This window comes from Methylophilus flavus (genome assembly GCF_042678905.1).
GTDB lineage: Bacteria > Pseudomonadota > Gammaproteobacteria > Burkholderiales > Methylophilaceae > Methylophilus > Methylophilus flavus.
Window position 1 is genome coordinate 134,405 of the sequence record NZ_JBHTLN010000001.1, and the last position, 17,584, is coordinate 151,988.

Annotated in this window: 16 protein-coding genes, 1 pseudogene and 1 riboswitch; of the genes and pseudogenes, 8 read left to right on the forward strand and 9 right to left on the reverse strand. The window is 47.1% G+C overall.

The annotated features are described in order from the left end of the window. Window positions 1-300 precede the first annotated feature (300 nt). Window positions 301-2,859 carry a methyl-accepting chemotaxis protein gene (locus ACFQ2T_RS00625; protein ID WP_379029085.1) on the reverse strand — a complete coding sequence of 853 codons (2,559 nt, stop codon included), beginning with the start codon at window positions 2,857-2,859 and terminating at the stop codon, window positions 301-303. Between the two features lie 320 nt (window positions 2,860-3,179). Between ACFQ2T_RS00625 and ACFQ2T_RS00630 the strand changes: the two are divergent. The 3 genes and pseudogenes from ACFQ2T_RS00630 to ACFQ2T_RS00640 all read left to right on the forward strand — a co-directional run. Then, window positions 3,180-3,500 (forward strand): annotated as a pseudogene (locus tag ACFQ2T_RS00630) (ArsR/SmtB family transcription factor); the annotation flags it as partial. A gap of 92 nt (window positions 3,501-3,592) precedes the next feature. Then, complete coding sequence (arsB, locus tag ACFQ2T_RS00635) at window positions 3,593-4,639, forward strand: ACR3 family arsenite efflux transporter (protein WP_379029088.1); 1,047 nt, start codon at window positions 3,593-3,595, stop codon at window positions 4,637-4,639. Between the two features lie 51 nt (window positions 4,640-4,690). Next, window positions 4,691-5,164, forward strand: a complete 474-nt coding sequence (locus tag ACFQ2T_RS00640) for an arsenate reductase ArsC (protein ID WP_379029090.1) — start codon at window positions 4,691-4,693, stop codon at window positions 5,162-5,164. Window positions 5,165-5,223: 59 nt separating this feature from the next. Here ACFQ2T_RS00640 and ACFQ2T_RS00645 read toward each other — a convergent pair whose 3' ends face one another. Continuing rightward, the gene (locus tag ACFQ2T_RS00645; protein WP_379029093.1) at window positions 5,224-6,846 is read right to left on the reverse strand and encodes an inorganic phosphate transporter; all 1,623 of its coding nucleotides are present in this window, start codon (window positions 6,844-6,846) and stop codon (window positions 5,224-5,226) included. Window positions 6,847-7,015: 169 nt separating this feature from the next. On the opposite strand from ACFQ2T_RS00645, the gene ppk2 reads away from it, so the two are divergent. Next, window positions 7,016-7,990 carry a polyphosphate kinase 2 gene (gene ppk2, locus ACFQ2T_RS00650; protein ID WP_379029096.1) on the forward strand — a complete coding sequence of 325 codons (975 nt, stop codon included), beginning with the start codon at window positions 7,016-7,018 and terminating at the stop codon, window positions 7,988-7,990. Here ppk2 and ACFQ2T_RS00655 read toward each other — a convergent pair. After that, window positions 7,987-8,376 (reverse strand): DUF6232 family protein, encoded by a 390-nt coding sequence (locus tag ACFQ2T_RS00655; protein WP_379029098.1) that lies wholly within the window; start codon window positions 8,374-8,376, stop codon window positions 7,987-7,989. The two genes, ppk2 and ACFQ2T_RS00655, sit on opposite strands and share 4 nt — an antisense overlap. Window positions 8,377-8,614: 238 nt before the next feature. On the opposite strand from ACFQ2T_RS00655, the gene ACFQ2T_RS00660 reads away from it, so the two are divergent. The 4 genes from ACFQ2T_RS00660 to ACFQ2T_RS00675 all read left to right on the forward strand — a co-directional run bounded on the left by ACFQ2T_RS00660 (window position 8,615) and on the right by ACFQ2T_RS00675 (window position 11,375). Then, window positions 8,615-9,394 carry a hypothetical protein gene (locus ACFQ2T_RS00660; RefSeq protein WP_379029100.1) on the forward strand — a complete coding sequence of 260 codons (780 nt, stop codon included), beginning with the start codon at window positions 8,615-8,617 and terminating at the stop codon, window positions 9,392-9,394. Between the two features lie 76 nt (window positions 9,395-9,470). Beyond that, on the forward strand, window positions 9,471-10,016 hold the full coding sequence (locus tag ACFQ2T_RS00665; protein WP_379029103.1) for a cysteine hydrolase family protein: 546 nt from the start codon (window positions 9,471-9,473) through the stop codon (window positions 10,014-10,016). A gap of 69 nt (window positions 10,017-10,085) precedes the next feature. Continuing rightward, on the forward strand, window positions 10,086-10,418 hold the full coding sequence (locus ACFQ2T_RS00670) for a cupin domain-containing protein (RefSeq protein ID WP_379029106.1): 333 nt from the start codon (window positions 10,086-10,088) through the stop codon (window positions 10,416-10,418). Window positions 10,419-10,664: 246 nt separating this feature from the next. After that, entirely contained in the window at window positions 10,665-11,375 is a 711-nt protein-coding gene (locus tag ACFQ2T_RS00675; RefSeq protein WP_379029109.1) for a PEP-CTERM sorting domain-containing protein, read from the forward strand. 389 nt (window positions 11,376-11,764) lie between these two features. Here the strand turns inward: ACFQ2T_RS00675 and ACFQ2T_RS00680 are convergent, their stop codons facing one another. The 6 genes from ACFQ2T_RS00680 to ACFQ2T_RS00705 all read right to left on the reverse strand — a co-directional run bounded on the left by ACFQ2T_RS00680 (window position 11,765) and on the right by ACFQ2T_RS00705 (window position 17,521). Continuing rightward, complete coding sequence (locus ACFQ2T_RS00680) at window positions 11,765-12,304, reverse strand: TIGR00645 family protein (RefSeq protein ID WP_379029112.1); 540 nt, start codon at window positions 12,302-12,304, stop codon at window positions 11,765-11,767. Between the two features lie 169 nt (window positions 12,305-12,473). Beyond that, window positions 12,474-13,508: a CobW family GTP-binding protein gene (locus ACFQ2T_RS00685; RefSeq protein ID WP_379029115.1), complete on the reverse strand. Its 1,035-nt coding sequence runs from the start codon at window positions 13,506-13,508 to the stop codon at window positions 12,474-12,476. 115 nt (window positions 13,509-13,623) lie between these two features. Continuing rightward, window positions 13,624-15,426 carry an AIPR family protein gene (locus ACFQ2T_RS00690; protein ID WP_379029118.1) on the reverse strand — a complete coding sequence of 601 codons (1,803 nt, stop codon included), beginning with the start codon at window positions 15,424-15,426 and terminating at the stop codon, window positions 13,624-13,626. 156 nt (window positions 15,427-15,582) lie between these two features. Further along, complete coding sequence (mntP, locus tag ACFQ2T_RS00695) at window positions 15,583-16,161, reverse strand: manganese efflux pump MntP (RefSeq protein WP_379029121.1); 579 nt, start codon at window positions 16,159-16,161, stop codon at window positions 15,583-15,585. 9 nt (window positions 16,162-16,170) lie between these two features. After that, window positions 16,171-16,333, reverse strand: a riboswitch (yybP-ykoY riboswitch). Window positions 16,334-16,447: 114 nt separating this feature from the next. Then, window positions 16,448-17,131, reverse strand: a complete 684-nt coding sequence (locus ACFQ2T_RS00700; RefSeq protein WP_379033851.1) for a PEP-CTERM sorting domain-containing protein — start codon at window positions 17,129-17,131, stop codon at window positions 16,448-16,450. 222 nt (window positions 17,132-17,353) lie between these two features. Further along, window positions 17,354-17,521 (reverse strand): hypothetical protein, encoded by a 168-nt coding sequence (locus tag ACFQ2T_RS00705; protein WP_379029123.1) that lies wholly within the window; start codon window positions 17,519-17,521, stop codon window positions 17,354-17,356. Between the last annotated feature and the right edge of the window lie 63 nt (window positions 17,522-17,584).

The window sequence follows — 17,584 nt, forward strand, 5'->3', positions numbered from 1 at the left end:
ACTAAATTTAATTTATATTAATATAAGTGTTAGGTTTTTAACTGCTGAAATAGAGAGGTATTTATACTTCAATTAATTGCCGTAAATGTATTGTGCATTTATGGCTGGAAAAACACGTCTTTGATGACTTTTTTTTGTGATGAAGTCCAGAAAATGATCGGGAAGAGATGGTTTTTATAAACAATCACAATACCTTGTACGGCTAAGCGCTTGCGGGCTGCACAGGTACAAAAAAACCCGCCAGCAGGCGGGTTGGAGGTAGTTACATGGCTTTTTTAAGCTTTCATCAATGCCTTGGCTTTAAAAAGCATCCCAGCCAGCATCATTGGTGCCGGTTCTGACTTTTTTTGCATAGCTCTGGCTTCTGGATGGCGATTGCGCTTTAGAGGTTTTTGCGTATGATCCGCTGCTTGCAGTACTCTGAAATTGGTAATGGCTCACGGTTTCCTGCAGTTTTTCGGCCTGATTCACCAGTGACATCGCCGCTGCGGCGGCTTCTTCAACCAGTGCGGCATTCTGCTGGGTGACTTCATCCATTTGATTCACGGCAATATTGATCTGGTCTATGCCACTACTTTGTTCTACTGAAGCAGCAGTGATTTCGCTGATCAGTTGCGAGAAGCGGTCAATCACGGTCACCAGGTCTTCCATGGTGCCGCTGGCCTGTTCTACATATAAAGAGCCATTGGCGACTTTGGTGGCCGAATCATTAATCAGCAATTTGATTTCCTTGGCGGCGCTGGCAGAGCGTTGTGCCAGGTTACGCACCTCGCTGGCCACCACGGCAAAACCACGGCCTTGTTCGCCGGCTCGCGCGGCTTCAACCGCTGCGTTTAACGCCAGGATATTGGTCTGGAAAGCAATGCTGTCGATGACGGAAATGATCTCTTCAATGCGTGAAGAGCTTTCGGTAATTTCTGACATGGTAGAAACCACTTTGCCAAATACCTCACCGCCTTTGGCCGCGATGCTGCTGGCCTGGTCAGTCATAGCGTTGGCCTGCTGTGCATTTTCAGCATTGTTTTTCACATTAGACGCAATTTCTTCCATGCTGGAAGCAGTTTCTTCCAGTGAGCTGGCTTGCTCTTCGGTGCGTTGCGATAAATCATTATTACCATGTGAAATTTCGGTGGCTGCCGAATTGATCGCTTCACCAGCGATTTTGATCGCAGACAGGATATCGGTCATTTCATCGACGATGGTATTCACACCTTCGCATAGCGTCTTGATTTCACCTTGCTTGTTATCAGTGGCTATCCTTTGAGTCAGGTCGCCACTTTTGGTCGCTGCAACCACTTCAGTAGTTTCGTGTACAGCCTGTTTCATGGCGTTGGCTTCGGCCACTTTGCTGCTGATATCGGTCGCGTATTTCACCACCTTGAACGGTTTGCCATCGATATCAAAAATAGGGTTGTAGCTGGCTTGTAACCAGACTTCCTTGCCACCTTTGCCTACGCGTTTGTATTGGCCCTCGTCGGCCTTGCCGTTACCCAGGTTTTCCCAGAACTGTTTGTATTCGGCACTGTTTTTGTAAGCACTTTCCACAAACATACTGTGGTGCTGGCCGATGATCTCTTGCTTGCTGTAGCCGGTGACCTTGGCGAAATTGTCATTAACGTCGGTGATCTTGCCGGTCAGGTCAAACGTGATCACACCCATGACTTTGCCTATGGCTTCAATCTGGCCCGAGAAGTCTGCGTTCTTCAGTTTATCTTTGGTGATATCAGTGGCGTATTTCACCACCTTGAAAGGCTTGCCGGCGGCATCGAAAATAGGGTTGTAGCTTGCCTGTAACCAGATATCCTTGCCACCTTTACCGACGCGCTTGTACTGTCCTTCATTCGCTTCACCGCGTCCAAGCTTCTCCCAGAACTGTTTGTATTCCGCGCTATTCCTGTAAGCAGGTTCAACAAACAGACTATGGTGCTGGCCCACGATTTCTTCGCGTGTGTAACCGGTGACGGCGGCAAAATTGTCGTTCACGTCAGTGATATTACCTTTCAGGTCAAAAGTGATCACGCCCATGACTTTGCCTATGGCACTGATCTGGCCTGCGTAATCTGAATTCCTGCGTTGTGCACCGGTGATGTCGGTCGCATATTTCACTATCTTGAATGGCTTGCCGGTCGCATCAAAAATAGGGTTATAGCTGGCTTGCAGCCAGATTTCCCTACCGCCTTTGCCTACGCGTTTGAACTGGCCTTCACTGGCTTTGCCGTTGCCCAGGTCATCCCAGAACTGTTTGTATTCCGCGCTGCTTTTGTAAGCGGATTCAACAAACAGGCTGTGGTGCTGGCCGACGATTTCTTCCTTGCTGTAACCGGTGACGGCGGCAAAATTCTCATTCACCGCCAGGATATTGCCCTTGAGGTCAAACTCGATCACGCCCATGATTTTGTTGATAGCGGCGATTTGTCCTTGTGATTCGGCATCACGCTGTTTTTCAACTGTGATGTCGAATGCATATTTAATGACTTTAAACGGCTTGCCTGTTTCATCGGTCATCGGCACATAACTGGCTTCCAGCCAGATTTCCTTGCCGCCTTTACCTAGTCTCCTGAACTGGCCGTTGTCTGCCTGGCCGCGACCCAGGTTATCCCAGAACTGCTTATATTCCGCGCTTTTCTTGTAGCTGGGTTCGACAAACATTTCATGATGCTGGCCCACGATTTCCTGTTTGCTGTAACCAGTCACTGCGGCAAAATTATCATTGACCGCCAGGATGTTGCCTTGCAGGTCAAACTCAATCACGCCCATGACTTGATGAATGGCTTGAATCTGCCCGGCATCATCGCGCTGCCTGGTGTCGTTGGCTTTAGACGCTTTGCCAGTCAGTTTATTCAGAAAATCGATACTCATAAGTGTTGCCCTCAATGAGAATGTTTGGTTTAACCATGTGCGGTTTTTATACCTCACTATTAAATACTGAACACCCAAAAAAGGATTAGCCGAAAAAGAGCGGATTTATACTCCATTTCTATGACGAAACGCAGTATTTGCCCTTTGTTTTTCAATTTACATAAATCATTTAAATTCTTAATGCAACTTGGTGAAAGCGATATTGACTGGCAAATGGCGCAGTTTTTATGGCAGGTTGAAAATGTAAAGGGATATTTAGTCCTTAAATATGTCTGTCAGTCTTCTTGTATTATTTCTATATTTATGGAAATATGGAATCTATGGATATTCAATCAGCAGTGACACAACTTTCATCCATCGCGCAAGCAGCGCGCCTGGAGATATTTCGCGTACTCGTGCAAGCAGGGGCGGACGGCGTGCCAGCTGGAAGCTTAGGGGAGAGGCTTAACATTCCGCCAAGCACGCTTTCTTTCCACCTGAAAGAATTAAGCAACGCTGGCATGATTTCCTCACGGCAAGTCAGCAGGTTTATTTATTACTCAGCGAATTATCAGGCAATGAATACACTGCTTGCTTACCTTACCGAGAATTGCTGTGCCGGTGTCAATGAGTGCTGCCCTGATGTAAGCAGCTGTAACCCAGGCAAAAACCTTGAGCCAGTTAAGCCGGGCGCAGCCTCCGGCATTCCGGTTGTGCAAGAGGTGGCAGTGGCTACCAGTAAGCAGGGCTGCGAATGAATGTCATTACTGCACCGAGCCCGATCAGCCGCTTTGAACGTAACCTGACCTGGTGGGTACTGGGCTGCATAGTGGCCGGTATTACCCTGGGCCAGCTATTCCCGCTTTTCTTCCAAACGGTCGCTGCACTCAAGGTGGCAGAAGTAAACCTGCCTGTGGCTGGCCTGATATGGCTGATGATTATCCCGATGTTACTGAAGATAGACTTCAGAACCATGGGCGATGTTTTAACGCATAGCAGGGGTATAGGCGTCACCTTATTCATCAACTGGATGGTAAAGCCTTTTTCCATGGCGTTGCTGGCGTGGGTGTTTATCCGTCACCTGTTTGGCGACCTGCTGCCAGCAGACCAGATAGACAGCTACATCGCAGGCCTAATACTGCTGGCTGCGGCGCCATGCACTGCCATGGTGTTTGTCTGGAGTGGCTTGTGTAAAGGTGACCCCAAATTCACGCTATCGCAGGTAGCCCTGAATGATGCCATCATGCTGTTTGCATTTGCGCCACTGGTCGCTTTACTGCTGGGCCTGTCCAGCATCGTAGTGCCATGGGGCACGCTGTTTTTATCGGTGTTGTTATTCATCATCGTGCCTGTTGTAATCAGCCAGCTGGTGCGGGAAGTCATACTCTCCGGTCGCCAGCAGTCTATTGATGCCTTGCTTAAGCGCATTCAGCCTGTGTCCCTGATGGCATTGCTGGCAACGCTGGTGTTGCTGTTTGGTTTTCAAGGGCAACAGATCATCGCGCAGCCATTTATCATCGCCTTGCTCGCGGTGCCTATCCTTATCCAGGTGTATTTCAATGCCATGCTTGCTTACTGGCTGAACAGAAAACTTAAAGTCGCCCATTGTGTGGCGGCGCCGTCTGCCCTGATCGGTGCTTCCAATTTTTTCGAGCTGGCTGTTGCCACTGCCATTGCATTATTTGGCTTTCACTCAGGGGCTGCGCTCGCCACCGTGGTCGGTGTGCTGATTGAAGTGCCGGTCATGTTGTCTGTGGTCGCTATCGTCAACCGTAGCCAGCGCTGGTACGAAAACAGCTAACTATCAAAGCCATTAATCAAAGCTATCCCTTCAAAACTTTTCACTAACACTATGAATATCCTATTCCTCTGTACAGGTAACTCCTGCCGCTCAATCATCGCTGAAGCGACATTCAATCATTTAGCCTCTGCACATATGCGCGCCATCAGTGCAGGCAGCCAGCCAACCGGTGAGGTACATCCACGTTCACTGGCTTTGCTGGCAGAAAAAGGCATAGCAACGGCAGGCTATTACAGCAAGTCCTGGGATGATTTGCCTGCCACGCCGGATATTGTGATCACCGTCTGCGGCAATGCCGCGGGGGAGACTTGTCCGGCGTATCTTGGCAATGTATTAAGAGCGCACTGGGGCGTGGATGATCCTGCCAAAGCAACCGGCACAGACAAAGAAATCAACGCCAGTTTTGAGGCTGCTTACCGTATTTTACGCGCGCGTATCCTGGCGTTCGTGCAACTGGATCAGGAGATATTGAGCGATGCCAGGAAGCTGAAAGCGGAACTGGACCAGATTGGCAATATTCTCTGAGACAAATAAAAAAGGCCGGTACATGAAGTAGCGGCCTTTTTTAAATCTGGCAGGGCTGATTAAAACAGGTGGGTGAACAACCAGTACAAGCTGCCGGATAAGATCATCGCCATTGGCAGTGTCAGCGCCCAGGCCATCAGCAAGTTACGGATAGTAGACATTTGCAGACCGGATTTATTGGCAGCCATGGTGCCTGCCACCCCTGACGACAACACATGTGTAGTCGATACCGGTAAACCGTACATATCCGCCGCACCTATCATGGTCATCGCCACCAGTTCGGCAGAGGCGCCTTGTCCGTAGGTTAAATGTGTCTTGCCGATTTTCTCGCCTACGGTCACGACGATACGCTTCCAGCCGACCATCGTCCCTAAGCCCAGCGCGATCGCAACCGCCACCTTTACCCATAATGGGATGAATTTGGTCGCTTTATCGATTTCTTTTTTGAAGGCAGTCACATTGGCTTTGGTGTCAGCATCAAATTTAACGGTTTCGTCTTTATCCAGGAAACGAATGGCTTCCGACACCAAGTACATATCGTTACGCACGTTACCGACTTGCTCGGCAGGGAATGCAGCAAAGGTGCCGTGTGATTTGACCTGGTCGCCGATACTGCCGGTCATGGCCGCCAGCGCCGGGATCAGTTCCTTCGTCACTGCTTTGGTGCGTACATATTCCGTCAGTGTATGGCGGGCAGCGTCATTGCTGGCAGGCGGGGTAGCAGAACTGTTTTGTTCCAGGGATTGCTGGGTGACGTGTGCTACAGCGACAAACTGCGTCATCTGGTCTACCGGCATGGCACGGTTCAGGGCATAGGCCATAGGCACCGTCCCCACCAGGATCAGCATGATCAGCCCCATGCCTTTCTGGCCGTCATTGGAACCATGCGCAAACGAAACGCCGGTACAGGTCAGAATCAGTAAGCCACGGATCCACAATGGCGGTGGTTTGTTACCTTTAGGTTCCTGGTAAAGCTCTTTGCTTTTGACAAACGCTTTCAGCGTCAGTAATAACAAAGCCGCGAAAAAGAAACCGATCACAGGGGAGAGCAATAATGAGTAACCAATCTTGGTTGCTTGCGCCCAATCCACACCGCTGGTGCCATTGCGGCCATGCATTAAAGCGTTAGCCACACCGACGCCGATAATGGATCCGATCAGGGTGTGTGAGGATGAAGCTGGCAAACCAAGTAACCAGGTACCTAAATTCCACAAAATGGCGGCGATCAGTAAAGCAAACACCATGGCAAAGCCTGCACCTGAGCCGACTTGCAGAATCAGTTCCACCGGCAACAGGGAAATAATTCCGAATGCCACTGCGCCGCTGGAAACAAGCACGCCGAGGAAGTTGAAAGTGCCTGACCAGATCACCGCAAAGTTGGCCGGTAGCGAATGCGTGTAAATCACCGTCGCCACTGCATTGGCCGTGTCATGAAAACCATTCACAAACTCAAACGCCAGTGCGATCACCAGGGCCACACCCAGCAGGATAAACGGTACCCAGGTGGTCGTGCTGGCGCCGGTATCGTTGACATCGTTCATCAGGCTGAAGCCGGTATAAATCAGGCCCAATACTAATAAACCGATAAATATCGTTTTGGTGAGCAAGCCCGGTTTGTTATCGAGATTTGGTTTAGAACTGCTATGCAACAACGACGAGGCACTGGCAGAGGAAGTGTTCATGATATTCGCCTGATTTTTTTATCGAGAACCCTGAGTATTGATTTTCAATGTGACAAATTGATGACAGGAGATAACTGGTCAAACAGGCGCAAAAGCAAAATAGTCATCAAACTGTCATGCTGGAAAATTAGGATTTTCAGTTTCTACCTCAATCTCCCCGGAAATCACCATGACTGATGATAAAACTGTCGAAAACCCTGCTAACGATGAGCAATTCAGCCATGAACGATTTACTGAGGCGCAATTGCATAATGAGATGCTGGACAGCTTTGATGAGGAGTTGGAAATGGAGCTGGATGATCAGCGCATGGATCAGCTGCTGGCAGAGTTCGCTTCCGCAACCGGAATGGAAGGCCTCCACACCGAGTCCCTGTCTGACCGCCAGATCTACTTTAAAGAACTGTTCCGGCTACAAGGCGAGCTGGTCAAACTGCAAGACTGGGTGGTGCACAATAAACTGAAGGTGGTGGTGCTGTTTGAAGGCCGTGACGCCGCAGGCAAGGGTGGCGTGATCAAGCGCATCACCCAGCGCCTGAACCCGCGCGTCTGTCGTGTCGCCGCCTTGCCAGCGCCGAGTGAACGTGAACGCACGCAATGGTATTTCCAGCGCTATATCTCGCATCTGCCAGCCGGTGGCGAGATCGTCCTGTTTGACCGCAGCTGGTATAACCGCGCCGGGGTGGAAAAGGTGATGGGTTTCTGCAATGAGGACGAATACGAAGAGTTTTTTCGCTCGGTGCCGGAGTTTGAGAAGATGCTGGTGCGCTCCGGCATCATCCTGATCAAATACTGGTTCTCGATCACCGATGACGAACAGCACTTACGCTTTATGACGCGCATCCAGGATCCGCTCAAGCAATGGAAGCTCAGCCCTATGGATCTGGAATCACGTCGCCTGTGGGAGCAATACACCAAAGCCAAGGAGATCATGCTCGAGCGTACGCATATCCCTGAAGCGCCGTGGTGGGTGATTGAAGCGGTGGATAAAAAGAAAGCGCGGCTGAATTGCATCAACCATTTGTTAAGCCAGATCGAGTATGACAAGGTAGAGCATCCGTCAGTCGTGTTGCCTAAACGTGTGCACAACCCGGATTACATACGCGGGCCAGTGCCCAAGGAGATGTTTGTCCCGGCCAAGTACTAACCCCGGCTCACAATCGCCTGATTCAGCGCTTGCAGCACATGCTCGATATCCTGTTTCTTGTCACTGATCAATGCGTGGTGCTCGCCGGCTGACGTATTCAAGATCACCGAGTATCTGGGTTTTTCCAGATACCAGGCGATTAAACCAATCAAAATGGCGACCACACCGGCGACCAGCAATACTCCTTTATCAAACAGCTCCAGCAACTCCGCTATCAGCAGTAGTACGCCAATCAGCATAAACACCATCGCGACACCTCGCGATGGTTTCACGATGCCGGGCTTCACTGAGGTGACGCTCTGCATGGCATAGGTCTGGCTGCGCACGATAAAGCGGCTATTGCTGACGATGATGCCATTAAAATTAAAAAATACGGTTTCTTCCATGTTTACATCCTGTTTCAAGTCCATAATCCATACCGACCTTGCGTATTCATTTAAATTCACCAGCTGTCTGCTGGTTCATGCGCTTTATATGTAGATATGGCTGCAATATGGATGAACTTATATCAAATGCCAAAACCTAAAATAAGGCATCACCTGAGCGATAGTGGCCCGGGTTTACAATAAGTAAGTGGCAGTGGCTTCAAATGAAACGATTTTTCGATAACAATAAGAGAACCTGATGAGCCTATTTCTTCGACTTCACAAGGTCTGCAACGACTGCGGATTTATTTGGTACCCAAAAGATGAGGCGGTGTCGTCTAACTGCCCAAACTGCAACAGCGAAAATACCTCCAATGAAAAATTCAACTTCATCGCGACCGTCCTGTTTTATTTAACCGGCTTGATCGTGTTGGGCCTGGTGATATTCAGCTTGCAAGACTCTGAACCGCCGCCGGCAGTCGAGCCCTTAAGTGCGGTGGAAGAATCTTTAACCAAAGCAGAGCAACAGATTGAGCTGCCCGAGATTGAGGAAGAATCTGAGAGTGAAGTTGCGCCTGCAAAAACGCCACCCGCAGAAAAACCTGCTGATGTGGAATCATTACCCGCTGCTCCGGTTGTTCAACCAGAAATCGCACCACCGCCAGCGCCAGTCGTGGAAAGTGCGGTCACCCCAAAAGCTGAACCCGCGCCGGTAGAAGACCTGCGACCTGTTGTGAACGTGTCTACCAACCAGATCACTTTCAGCCTTTGGAGTGTGTCTGAGCTCAGGTTAAGGCGTGCCTATACAAACTTGCTCAATGATGGTTCTATCAGGACTGAGTTGAACAGGAAAGATTATTTCCATTTTGTGAGCAACCGTGCCAAAAAGTGCGGTGAGCTGGACCCCAGCTTCGAAAAAAATATCAATTCCATCGAGAGCATCAAATTCAAGGCGAATGATGCCAAGATCCTGGAATGTTACGCCTCGGAAAATACCAGTGAATACAACAGGTTAAATATAGCGACAGAAGTAAACTGATCGCAACAGGCAGGTTGAAGCTATGTTACAGACTGGTGCTAACATAACGCTATCGTGAACCTGACAGGAGAGCAGCATGAAGAAAAGTGGTCTCATCGTTGTTGATTTGCAAAACGAATACCTGCCAACCGGCAAGTTACCGTTGTGTGGTATTGAAGCCGCTGCCGCCAATGCTGCCAGGGTGATTGCCGATGCCAGACAAAAAGGCATTCCGATATTCCATATCCGCCACGAGTTCGCCAATGGCGAAGCACCGGTATTTGTGCCGGGCACGCCAGGTGTCGAAATCCAGCCATCGGTCGCACCGCTTGAAGGAGAAGCGGTCATCGTCAAGAATCACATCAATGCCTTCCGCGATACTGACCTGAAACACCAGCTAGATGCGCAAGGGGTTGAAGAAGTGATCGTGGTTGGTGCCATGAGCCATATGTGTGTCGATGCCGTTGTCCGCGCGGCAGTCGATATGGGCTATGTCGCCACCATATTGCACGACGCTTGTGCCACGCTGGACCTGGAGTTTGATGGCGTGAACATACCAGCGTCGCAAGTGCATGCCGCCATGATGGCAGCATTCGCGTTTGGTTACGGGTCTGTCATCTCCACGGATAAATATCTCTCTTAACACCTATTTGGAAAGCCAGCACAGTCGCGTTAAAATTAAATATACACGCATCAAGAGAGGCTTACTTTTATGAGTATCCAGCATTTTGCACCTGGCCAGGTCATTGATATCAGCCCTTACGGCGCGAATTTTGTGAAAGCCGCATCTGAGACGCTGATACGTGAAAGCCATATCGAGGTGTTCAGGTTTGTGTTAACCGCAGGTAAAACCACACCGGAACACACCGCCGCTGGTGCAATCACCATACAGTGTATCGAGGGCGAAATTGAGCTGGGGTTGGGGGATGAAGTGAGGGTGCTAAAAGCCCACAATCTGGTTTATTTAAAAGCCAATGAAGCACACACCGTGAAAGCGCTCACTGATACCACGCTGCTGATTACTATCCTGCTGCAACGCGAGTAATACTAAAGCAATACTCGATTCTTCTGGCCCCACTCAGGCGCTGATCAGCGTTTGTAAATCTCTTCAGCCACTACTTTTATACAAATTTACATGCATGCTTTCCACCCATATTCTGTATAGCTAGCTCCGATTTTTCGGACTATGGCCGGTCATATTTTTTCAAATATCTGAAATATTGCCAGTGTACTTTGGCTGGGTTAGAGCACTGTTCTAACCAATTGCCATTGCCACCCTCTAGGAAAAATCATGACCTCATCAGCATTTAAAATGAAGATAGTTGCCGGCCTGTTGCTTGCTTTTGCAGGCAGCGCCTCAGCTACGGTTTACACCAATGTGCCAGCTGGCGCGAACACCGGTTTGCCATTTGCCTCTTTCGGCAACGCCGCTAACCCAAGTGGTGATTCACCAAAAGTCGGCCAGGTGTTCTCACTGACATCCGACAGCCTGCTGTCATCATTCAGCTTCTACGCTGTTGGTAATACATCAGCCTCTTTTCAGTTGAATGTCGCCCAATGGAACCCAGCTACTAACGCCCAGAACCAGGCTGAAAATACCGTAGGCAGCAACTTGCTAACCTCAACATTTAACGCTGTCGATACATACAATGCTGCAGGCGGTTACACCACATTGTCATTTGAAAACCTGGGCCTGAACCTGAATGCGGGCACCAAGTACATCGCCTACCTGACCAGCAGTGACGCTAGCGTGACCGGCATTCAGCTGTCACGTACCCAAACTGCAGCGGACAGCACAGGCTTTGGTCTGGGTAATGCCTATAACAGCACGATTCCTGGTCAGGGCTGGCAGTTGCCTTTCAACGGCTTCCTCAGTCTGCAATACACAGCGGTGACCTCAGTTGCTGCGGCAGTACCAGAGCCAGAGTCTTATGCCATGATGTTTGCCGGTTTGGCTTTGGTAGGTACAGTTGCCAAACGCCGTAAACAAAAACAAGCTTAATCGATATTGATCTCTTGATCAGATGGCGGGCGCTTAAGCTCCCGTTTTTCATACACGCTATAAACCTGGCATATCAGAACCATCGTGCACTGATCTTCCCCGCGAAATAAAAAGCCTCACATCTGTGAGGCTTTTTATTTTCAACGTGTTAAGCGAGCAACTTAATCTAGCAATTACCTTTTTTAGCCTGTCCTGGTGGGCAATGATTACGATCTTGCAAGATGACACAGCTGGAAAGCAGCATGCTCACTAGCGCTAATAAAACAATTTTTTTTGTCATAGTGGTTTTCCCAAGGTTATCTGATTAATTTTTTGAAATATTTCTTACGGAAACTTCCGTGTACAGTCTTTGCTGGCTGATCAGTATACCTTCGGCGCTGACAAATTACTTAATGATCTGACTTACCTTTGCCATGGCTGTGCCCGGCAATTTTATCCATCCAGGCGAACAGCACACCGGTGATGATAAAGGTCAGGTGTATGCCCACCAGCCATGCCATTTGCTCAGTGGTGAAGCTGGCAGTGCCTGAGCTCTGGTGCACAAAGGCTTTCAGCAGGTCGATGGCAGAAATCGCGACGATAGAACCAATCAGCTTGATTTTCAGGCCGGAATAATCGACTTTACCCATCCACTCAGGTCTGTCTTCACTGTTCGCGGTATCAATGCGCGAGACAAAGTTTTCGTAACCACTGAAAATCACCATGATCAGCAAATTGCCGACCAGCGTGATATCCACCAGTGCCAGCAGGGACAGCACGGTTTCCTGCTCCGAGAACGAAGCCAGGTGCGAAACAATATGGAAGAATTCCTGGCCAAACTTCACCAGCAAAATAAACAGGCCACCGACCAAACCAAGGTACATCGGTGCCATCAACCAGCGGCTCTGGAAAATCCAGCTTTCAATTAATCTTTCTAAATAACGACCCATAAAAACTCCATTGTTTAATTCAAATTTTATTGTTTACACAAACGTCAAATAAATATTCGAGCGGGATGAAGTGCAAGGCGCCCGGAACACAGAAACCGGAATGTACATTTAGTACATGAGGATTTTGAGTACCGCGCAACACAACAATTCGCCCGCGCAGTCTTTATTTTTAGAACTGGGTGAGCATATCGCGAACTGCTTGCTCATCGATACCTTTGCCGATAATCACAATCCGGCTGATCGGCTCATCTTCATCCCAGCCTTCCAGCAGCGTAGGCGGGTAGGGCGTAAAGTGCACCGCGTGTATCGCCAGCGGTGCAGGCGCATCTTCCACGTGCAGAATGCCTTTTAAACGTAAGAGGTTTTCACCATGCACCTGACACAGCTTGAGGATCACGCCCTTGAAATCTGACCATGCCATCGGTTTAGGCAAATAGACAGTAAACGTCGTTACATCATCATGCGCTGGTGCTTGTGGAATCGTGCCTTTCTTAGCTGCGCTAAAGCCGCTAGCAGGTGCTTTCAACCAGCGCTGCGGGTTAGCTTGCTTGGCAAAATCAAACAGCCCGACATCAATAATCTGCATCGGGTCGATTTCACCATGCAACACAAACTGCTGCGTCGCATTCGGGTTAATCGCGTTCAGCTTTGCCTGCAACGCGCTAATCTGTTCCGGTGTGGCAGTGTCAGACTTGGTAATCAGCAATACATCCGCTACGGCTGCTTGTTTGAGCGCTTCTTTCTGCGATTCAATCTGCTGCAAACCATAAGCCGCATCAATCGTCACCACCACGGCGTCCAAGCGATATACCGACTCAATCACCGGCTCATTCATCAGGTTAGCTAATATCGGGCCAGGGTCAGCCATGCCAGTAGTTTCAATCACCAGGCGGTTAAATTCCGGTACCGCTTGCAAACTGCGCTTGAAGAACAAATCGCGCATGGTATCGGCCAGTTCGTTTTTGAGCGAGCAGCACAAACAGCCAGAACTCAACAACACCGTGTTATCGGCAATATGCTCACTCTCGATGGTTTGCGAAATCTGGCTATTGGCAAAAATCTGGTCTAAACCCGCTTCGCCGAGCTCGTTGATGATCACGGCGGTGTCTTTCATCGCCGGGTTATGTAGCAGCTTGTTGAGCAGGGTGGTTTTGCCGCTGCCCAAAAAACCAGTGAGTAGCGTGACGGGGATACGTTTATCCATATAAATTCTAATAAAACGAGTGTGGCGGTATTTTAACGCGGATGTTAATTATTTTTTGACCATTAGACTTAAACAACAATGACGGCTTAATGCTAATCATAGTGAGATAAACGGTTTACGTATTCAATTCGAGTCCTTGCTTTATTGCAGAGAGGTTGAATTTGTTAAGGAATATTCGTAAATCGTCAGTTACATGTACTGATTCTAAATATTTTTTTTCCATAAAAATCACGATTTCTTCACCAGTGGTCTTATTAATACGGGTTTTTCTAGCAACCTCTGAATTTTTTCTTCTGTCATTCATAAACTGTGCCCAAGCTAATTCAACAATTTTATAATTCAATTCAAATTGAGCTTGATCCTGATGAATACCTTCCTCTAAGAATAAACATATGTATAAAAATATCTTGTAATAGAAGGCATGGCTAACTGGACTCTGCGTATTTTTCCCTAGAGCCAAAAGTGAATAAATTCTATAGCCTAATACGCATTTATCTAAAGACTGTTGATCATTAATGTCAAATCCAAAGAAGTCGTTCTTCTGAAATAGTTTTCTTTGGATCCCTTTTCGCAAGTTGCCATTTGCGGTGTAATACAAGCGAAAGAATAAATTTCGCTCAATAACATCAGACTCTGCAACATACTCACTTTGTATTCCATCTGCGTACTCTCCTCTTTTCCTTTCAAAAAGTAAGCCATAGGTTTCAAATATTTTTTGTTGTATTTCTTTATGAAAGGACTCATTTGCAAATCTATCCGCATTAATTACCGGAGTTTGTTTATTGGTGGCTTCTGAAATCTCATCTATAAGTTCAAGCTTTTTTTCGTCACTGATGTTATCCATGAATGTGATTATTTTTAACAAAACCTCTTTATTCTGAAAAATATTTTCGGAGTCTAGGCCTGGATTTTCTTCATATATTCGACTTAATGAGTATGATGTTTGGCCTCCATTGATAATTTGCGGATTCTTAATTCTCAATTGAGCTTTATTTTTTGTTCCAATTTTTTCATTAATATTGGTCTCATCGGAAATCATAGTTATGCCATTGTTATAAAGAGCAAACTCATTAGTTCCATTTTTTAGAATTGTTTCTTTAATCGAGTTATTTACATTCTTCCCTTCAAACTCTAAAAAACTTCTTGGGTTGTACTTGAGAATTGAGTTTTTATACTTACTCATTATTTTTGCAATTTCTAAAGTAGGTACAAAAAGAACAGTGATCTCACAATCGCTATATTTTGTATTCACTGTATAACTTATTTTACTTCCTGCATTCTTGTTAGAAAGATCAATAGGTATGCTTATATCATCTGCTGTGAAGTACGTGCCAGATATCACTGGCAATAATAACTCTCGATAACTTCTTTGATGGTCAAATACTTCTGCGTTGTAGCCTCCAGTTAATTGACGTAATTTAGTCGGACTTACTGAAGGTAAGTTAGCTAAAATCGTAACTCTATAGTTGTATCTAGCAATATCAGGAGTTTCTGCTATTTCTCTCTGCAGTTTTTTTATTTTTCCATTGTAAGGGTTATTGTTCTCGTCAGTTAATTCACCTCCAAGAATCCTATCTATATCCATGGTTAATATTTCATCTAATCTAATTTCTTTATTCTCAAATAAATGTTCAGTTATCCTGAATTTGGATTGAATTAAATAGATGAACTTTCTATCTTCATCAATATAGTAACCATCAATGCCTCCATCATAGGGGTCATCTGTGATAAGTTTTTCACGTTCATCAAAGTCTAGTATTCCAAATAATACTTTCAAATATAAATGTATGTATGCACGTGATCTGGCTTGGTTTATTTTTTCCAAGTCATTTTCATTAGGGAGATAGCGCTTTATGTAACTACTAGTTGCTTCATATCTTAATTTATCAAGAACGTTTATTAGGAAGTTATATTTCATATTGGTCTTTGATTATTACGGTAGTTAAGTTAATTCCGAAATGATTTAAAACTCTTTAAATTAGAGCATAATTTTCAAGTTGATGTTATTCATGACTGGTACTGCTCAAAACAATTTGGTTGTCTGATTTTTGGTCGACTTACTTTGCAATGAGTTCTATGTGACTAAATGTTCGTAAAGAATATAAGCCCCAATCATAATTAACACCAAACCTCCAACCACTTCCGAACGTTTTCCAAACATTAACCCTAACACACGCCCAAGCATCACACCAATGGTCACCATGATAAATGTGGCAAAACCAATCGCTGCGGCGGTGATGAATATATTCACCTCCATAAACGCCAAGCTGACGCCTACGGCCATGGCATCTATGCTGGTGGCGACTGCGGTGAGGGCTAGGATGTAGAAGGAGTGGCTGGTGGGTTTTTCTTCTTCGAGTTCTGCCGGTTTAAAGCCTTCGTAAATCATATGCAGGCCAAGGGCGAGCAGGAGGGTGAAGGCGATCCAGTGATCCCAATCGGTAATGTAATGTGACGCAAAAGTTTTGATGGCGAAGGTGGCGATGGCCCAGCCGATTAAAGGCGTGATGGCCTCGATGACACCAAAAATCAATCCGGTGCGTAGTGCTTCTGACAGTTTGGGATGTTTGAGCGCTGCGCCTTTGCTGATCGCTGCGGCAAACGCGTCGGTGGACATGGCAAGCGCGATCAGCGCGATGGAGGTGAAGTTCATGTTGGGTTCTCTAGTCGGGACGAAATTAACAGATAGCAGCACGCCCGACTCTTGTCGCACTGATATCCATTAGTCTCGCCAACCGAAAACGGCCGCCTGCACCACGACGTGAGTCGATTATGTTGACACAGGCGCTTCATATTAGATGAAGCAGGCTACTCCCCAAAGGTGGCGGCATTATAACTCAGGCATGGCTTTAAGATTATGAAACCTTTGCTAGAAAGCAGATAATTTGCTCAAAGCAAAAAGCCTCCGGTGTTGGAGGCTTTTGTATTCGTCCACTGGATTAAATAGTGGATTTTTTGCGTTGTTGCCTGAGAAACCCTAGCAGTAGCAGCGATGCACCAAGCATTGCGCTGGTAGCTGGTTCCGGGACTGGTGTGGCTGTGATATTGGAGAGATCAAAATTGATACGTTGAAATTGGTTGTCGTGGCGGTAGAAAACCGAGAAACCAACGCTGAGGGTGCCTGCAAACGGGTCAATCAATTGTGCGGTGTTGAACAGATCGTAGCCAACAGTGGAGTAGTAAAAATTCAGTCTACTGTTTGCACCTAATGCATCTGCAGTCATCATCTGGCTGGTAATAAATTGATTGTCAAAAGTAAAGCTTTCAGTAGGGAAATTGATTTTGGACTCTACTTTGCAATCAAATTGCACGCTGAAGCATGAGTTGCTATCAGTGCCAAAGTTAAACGCTCCTATGCTCGCTGTAGAAGTGACTGCGGTATTCAGTAGAAAAACATCGTTTGAGGAGTCACTATCAGGAACGCTTGTATCGACCGTAGCTGAAAAAGCCGCATATTTATTAACCAGCGCCGCGACAATCGACTGACCGGTTGGGTTGGCAATTTCAGAGCCTTGTGCTGAGAAATTCACAGTGCCATAGACATTGTAGGTGGCTGCCTGGGCGATATTCGCTGTTCCGAGAATTGCCATTATTAAAGCCAGATAGTACTTTTTACTAAACATCACTTTCTCCTCTCAAGTTGTGTCTTTTTTTAGTACGGATAATCGTTTTACAGTCAGCATAGTCGTTTATGGACATTAAATAAACGTGAAAGTGATCAGTTTGGCGAGTAGCTTGTAAATTGCGCTTCTTGGTGAAAAATAACAACCCCCAATATGAGGGGGTCGTTTTGCTTTTTTGAAAAGGGGATTAAGAAAAATGTGCCTGAATTAGTAGCGCAGGTTTTATGACACTTCAAACGTACGCGGTGCTGCAATCATGGCTTGCCTGCCATTTGACGAGCCAAAGATCGCGTAAAACTCGTCAGTGAGGTTGCGCACCCTGAAGCCGAGGTTGGCGACATAATCAGGTACAAACGGTGGCTGGTTGCCGCTGAAATCGACTGGCGGCACACCTGCTGCGGCTGGCAGTTTGATGATGGTGCTATTTAAGCTTTGAAAAAGTAGGCGGTACGG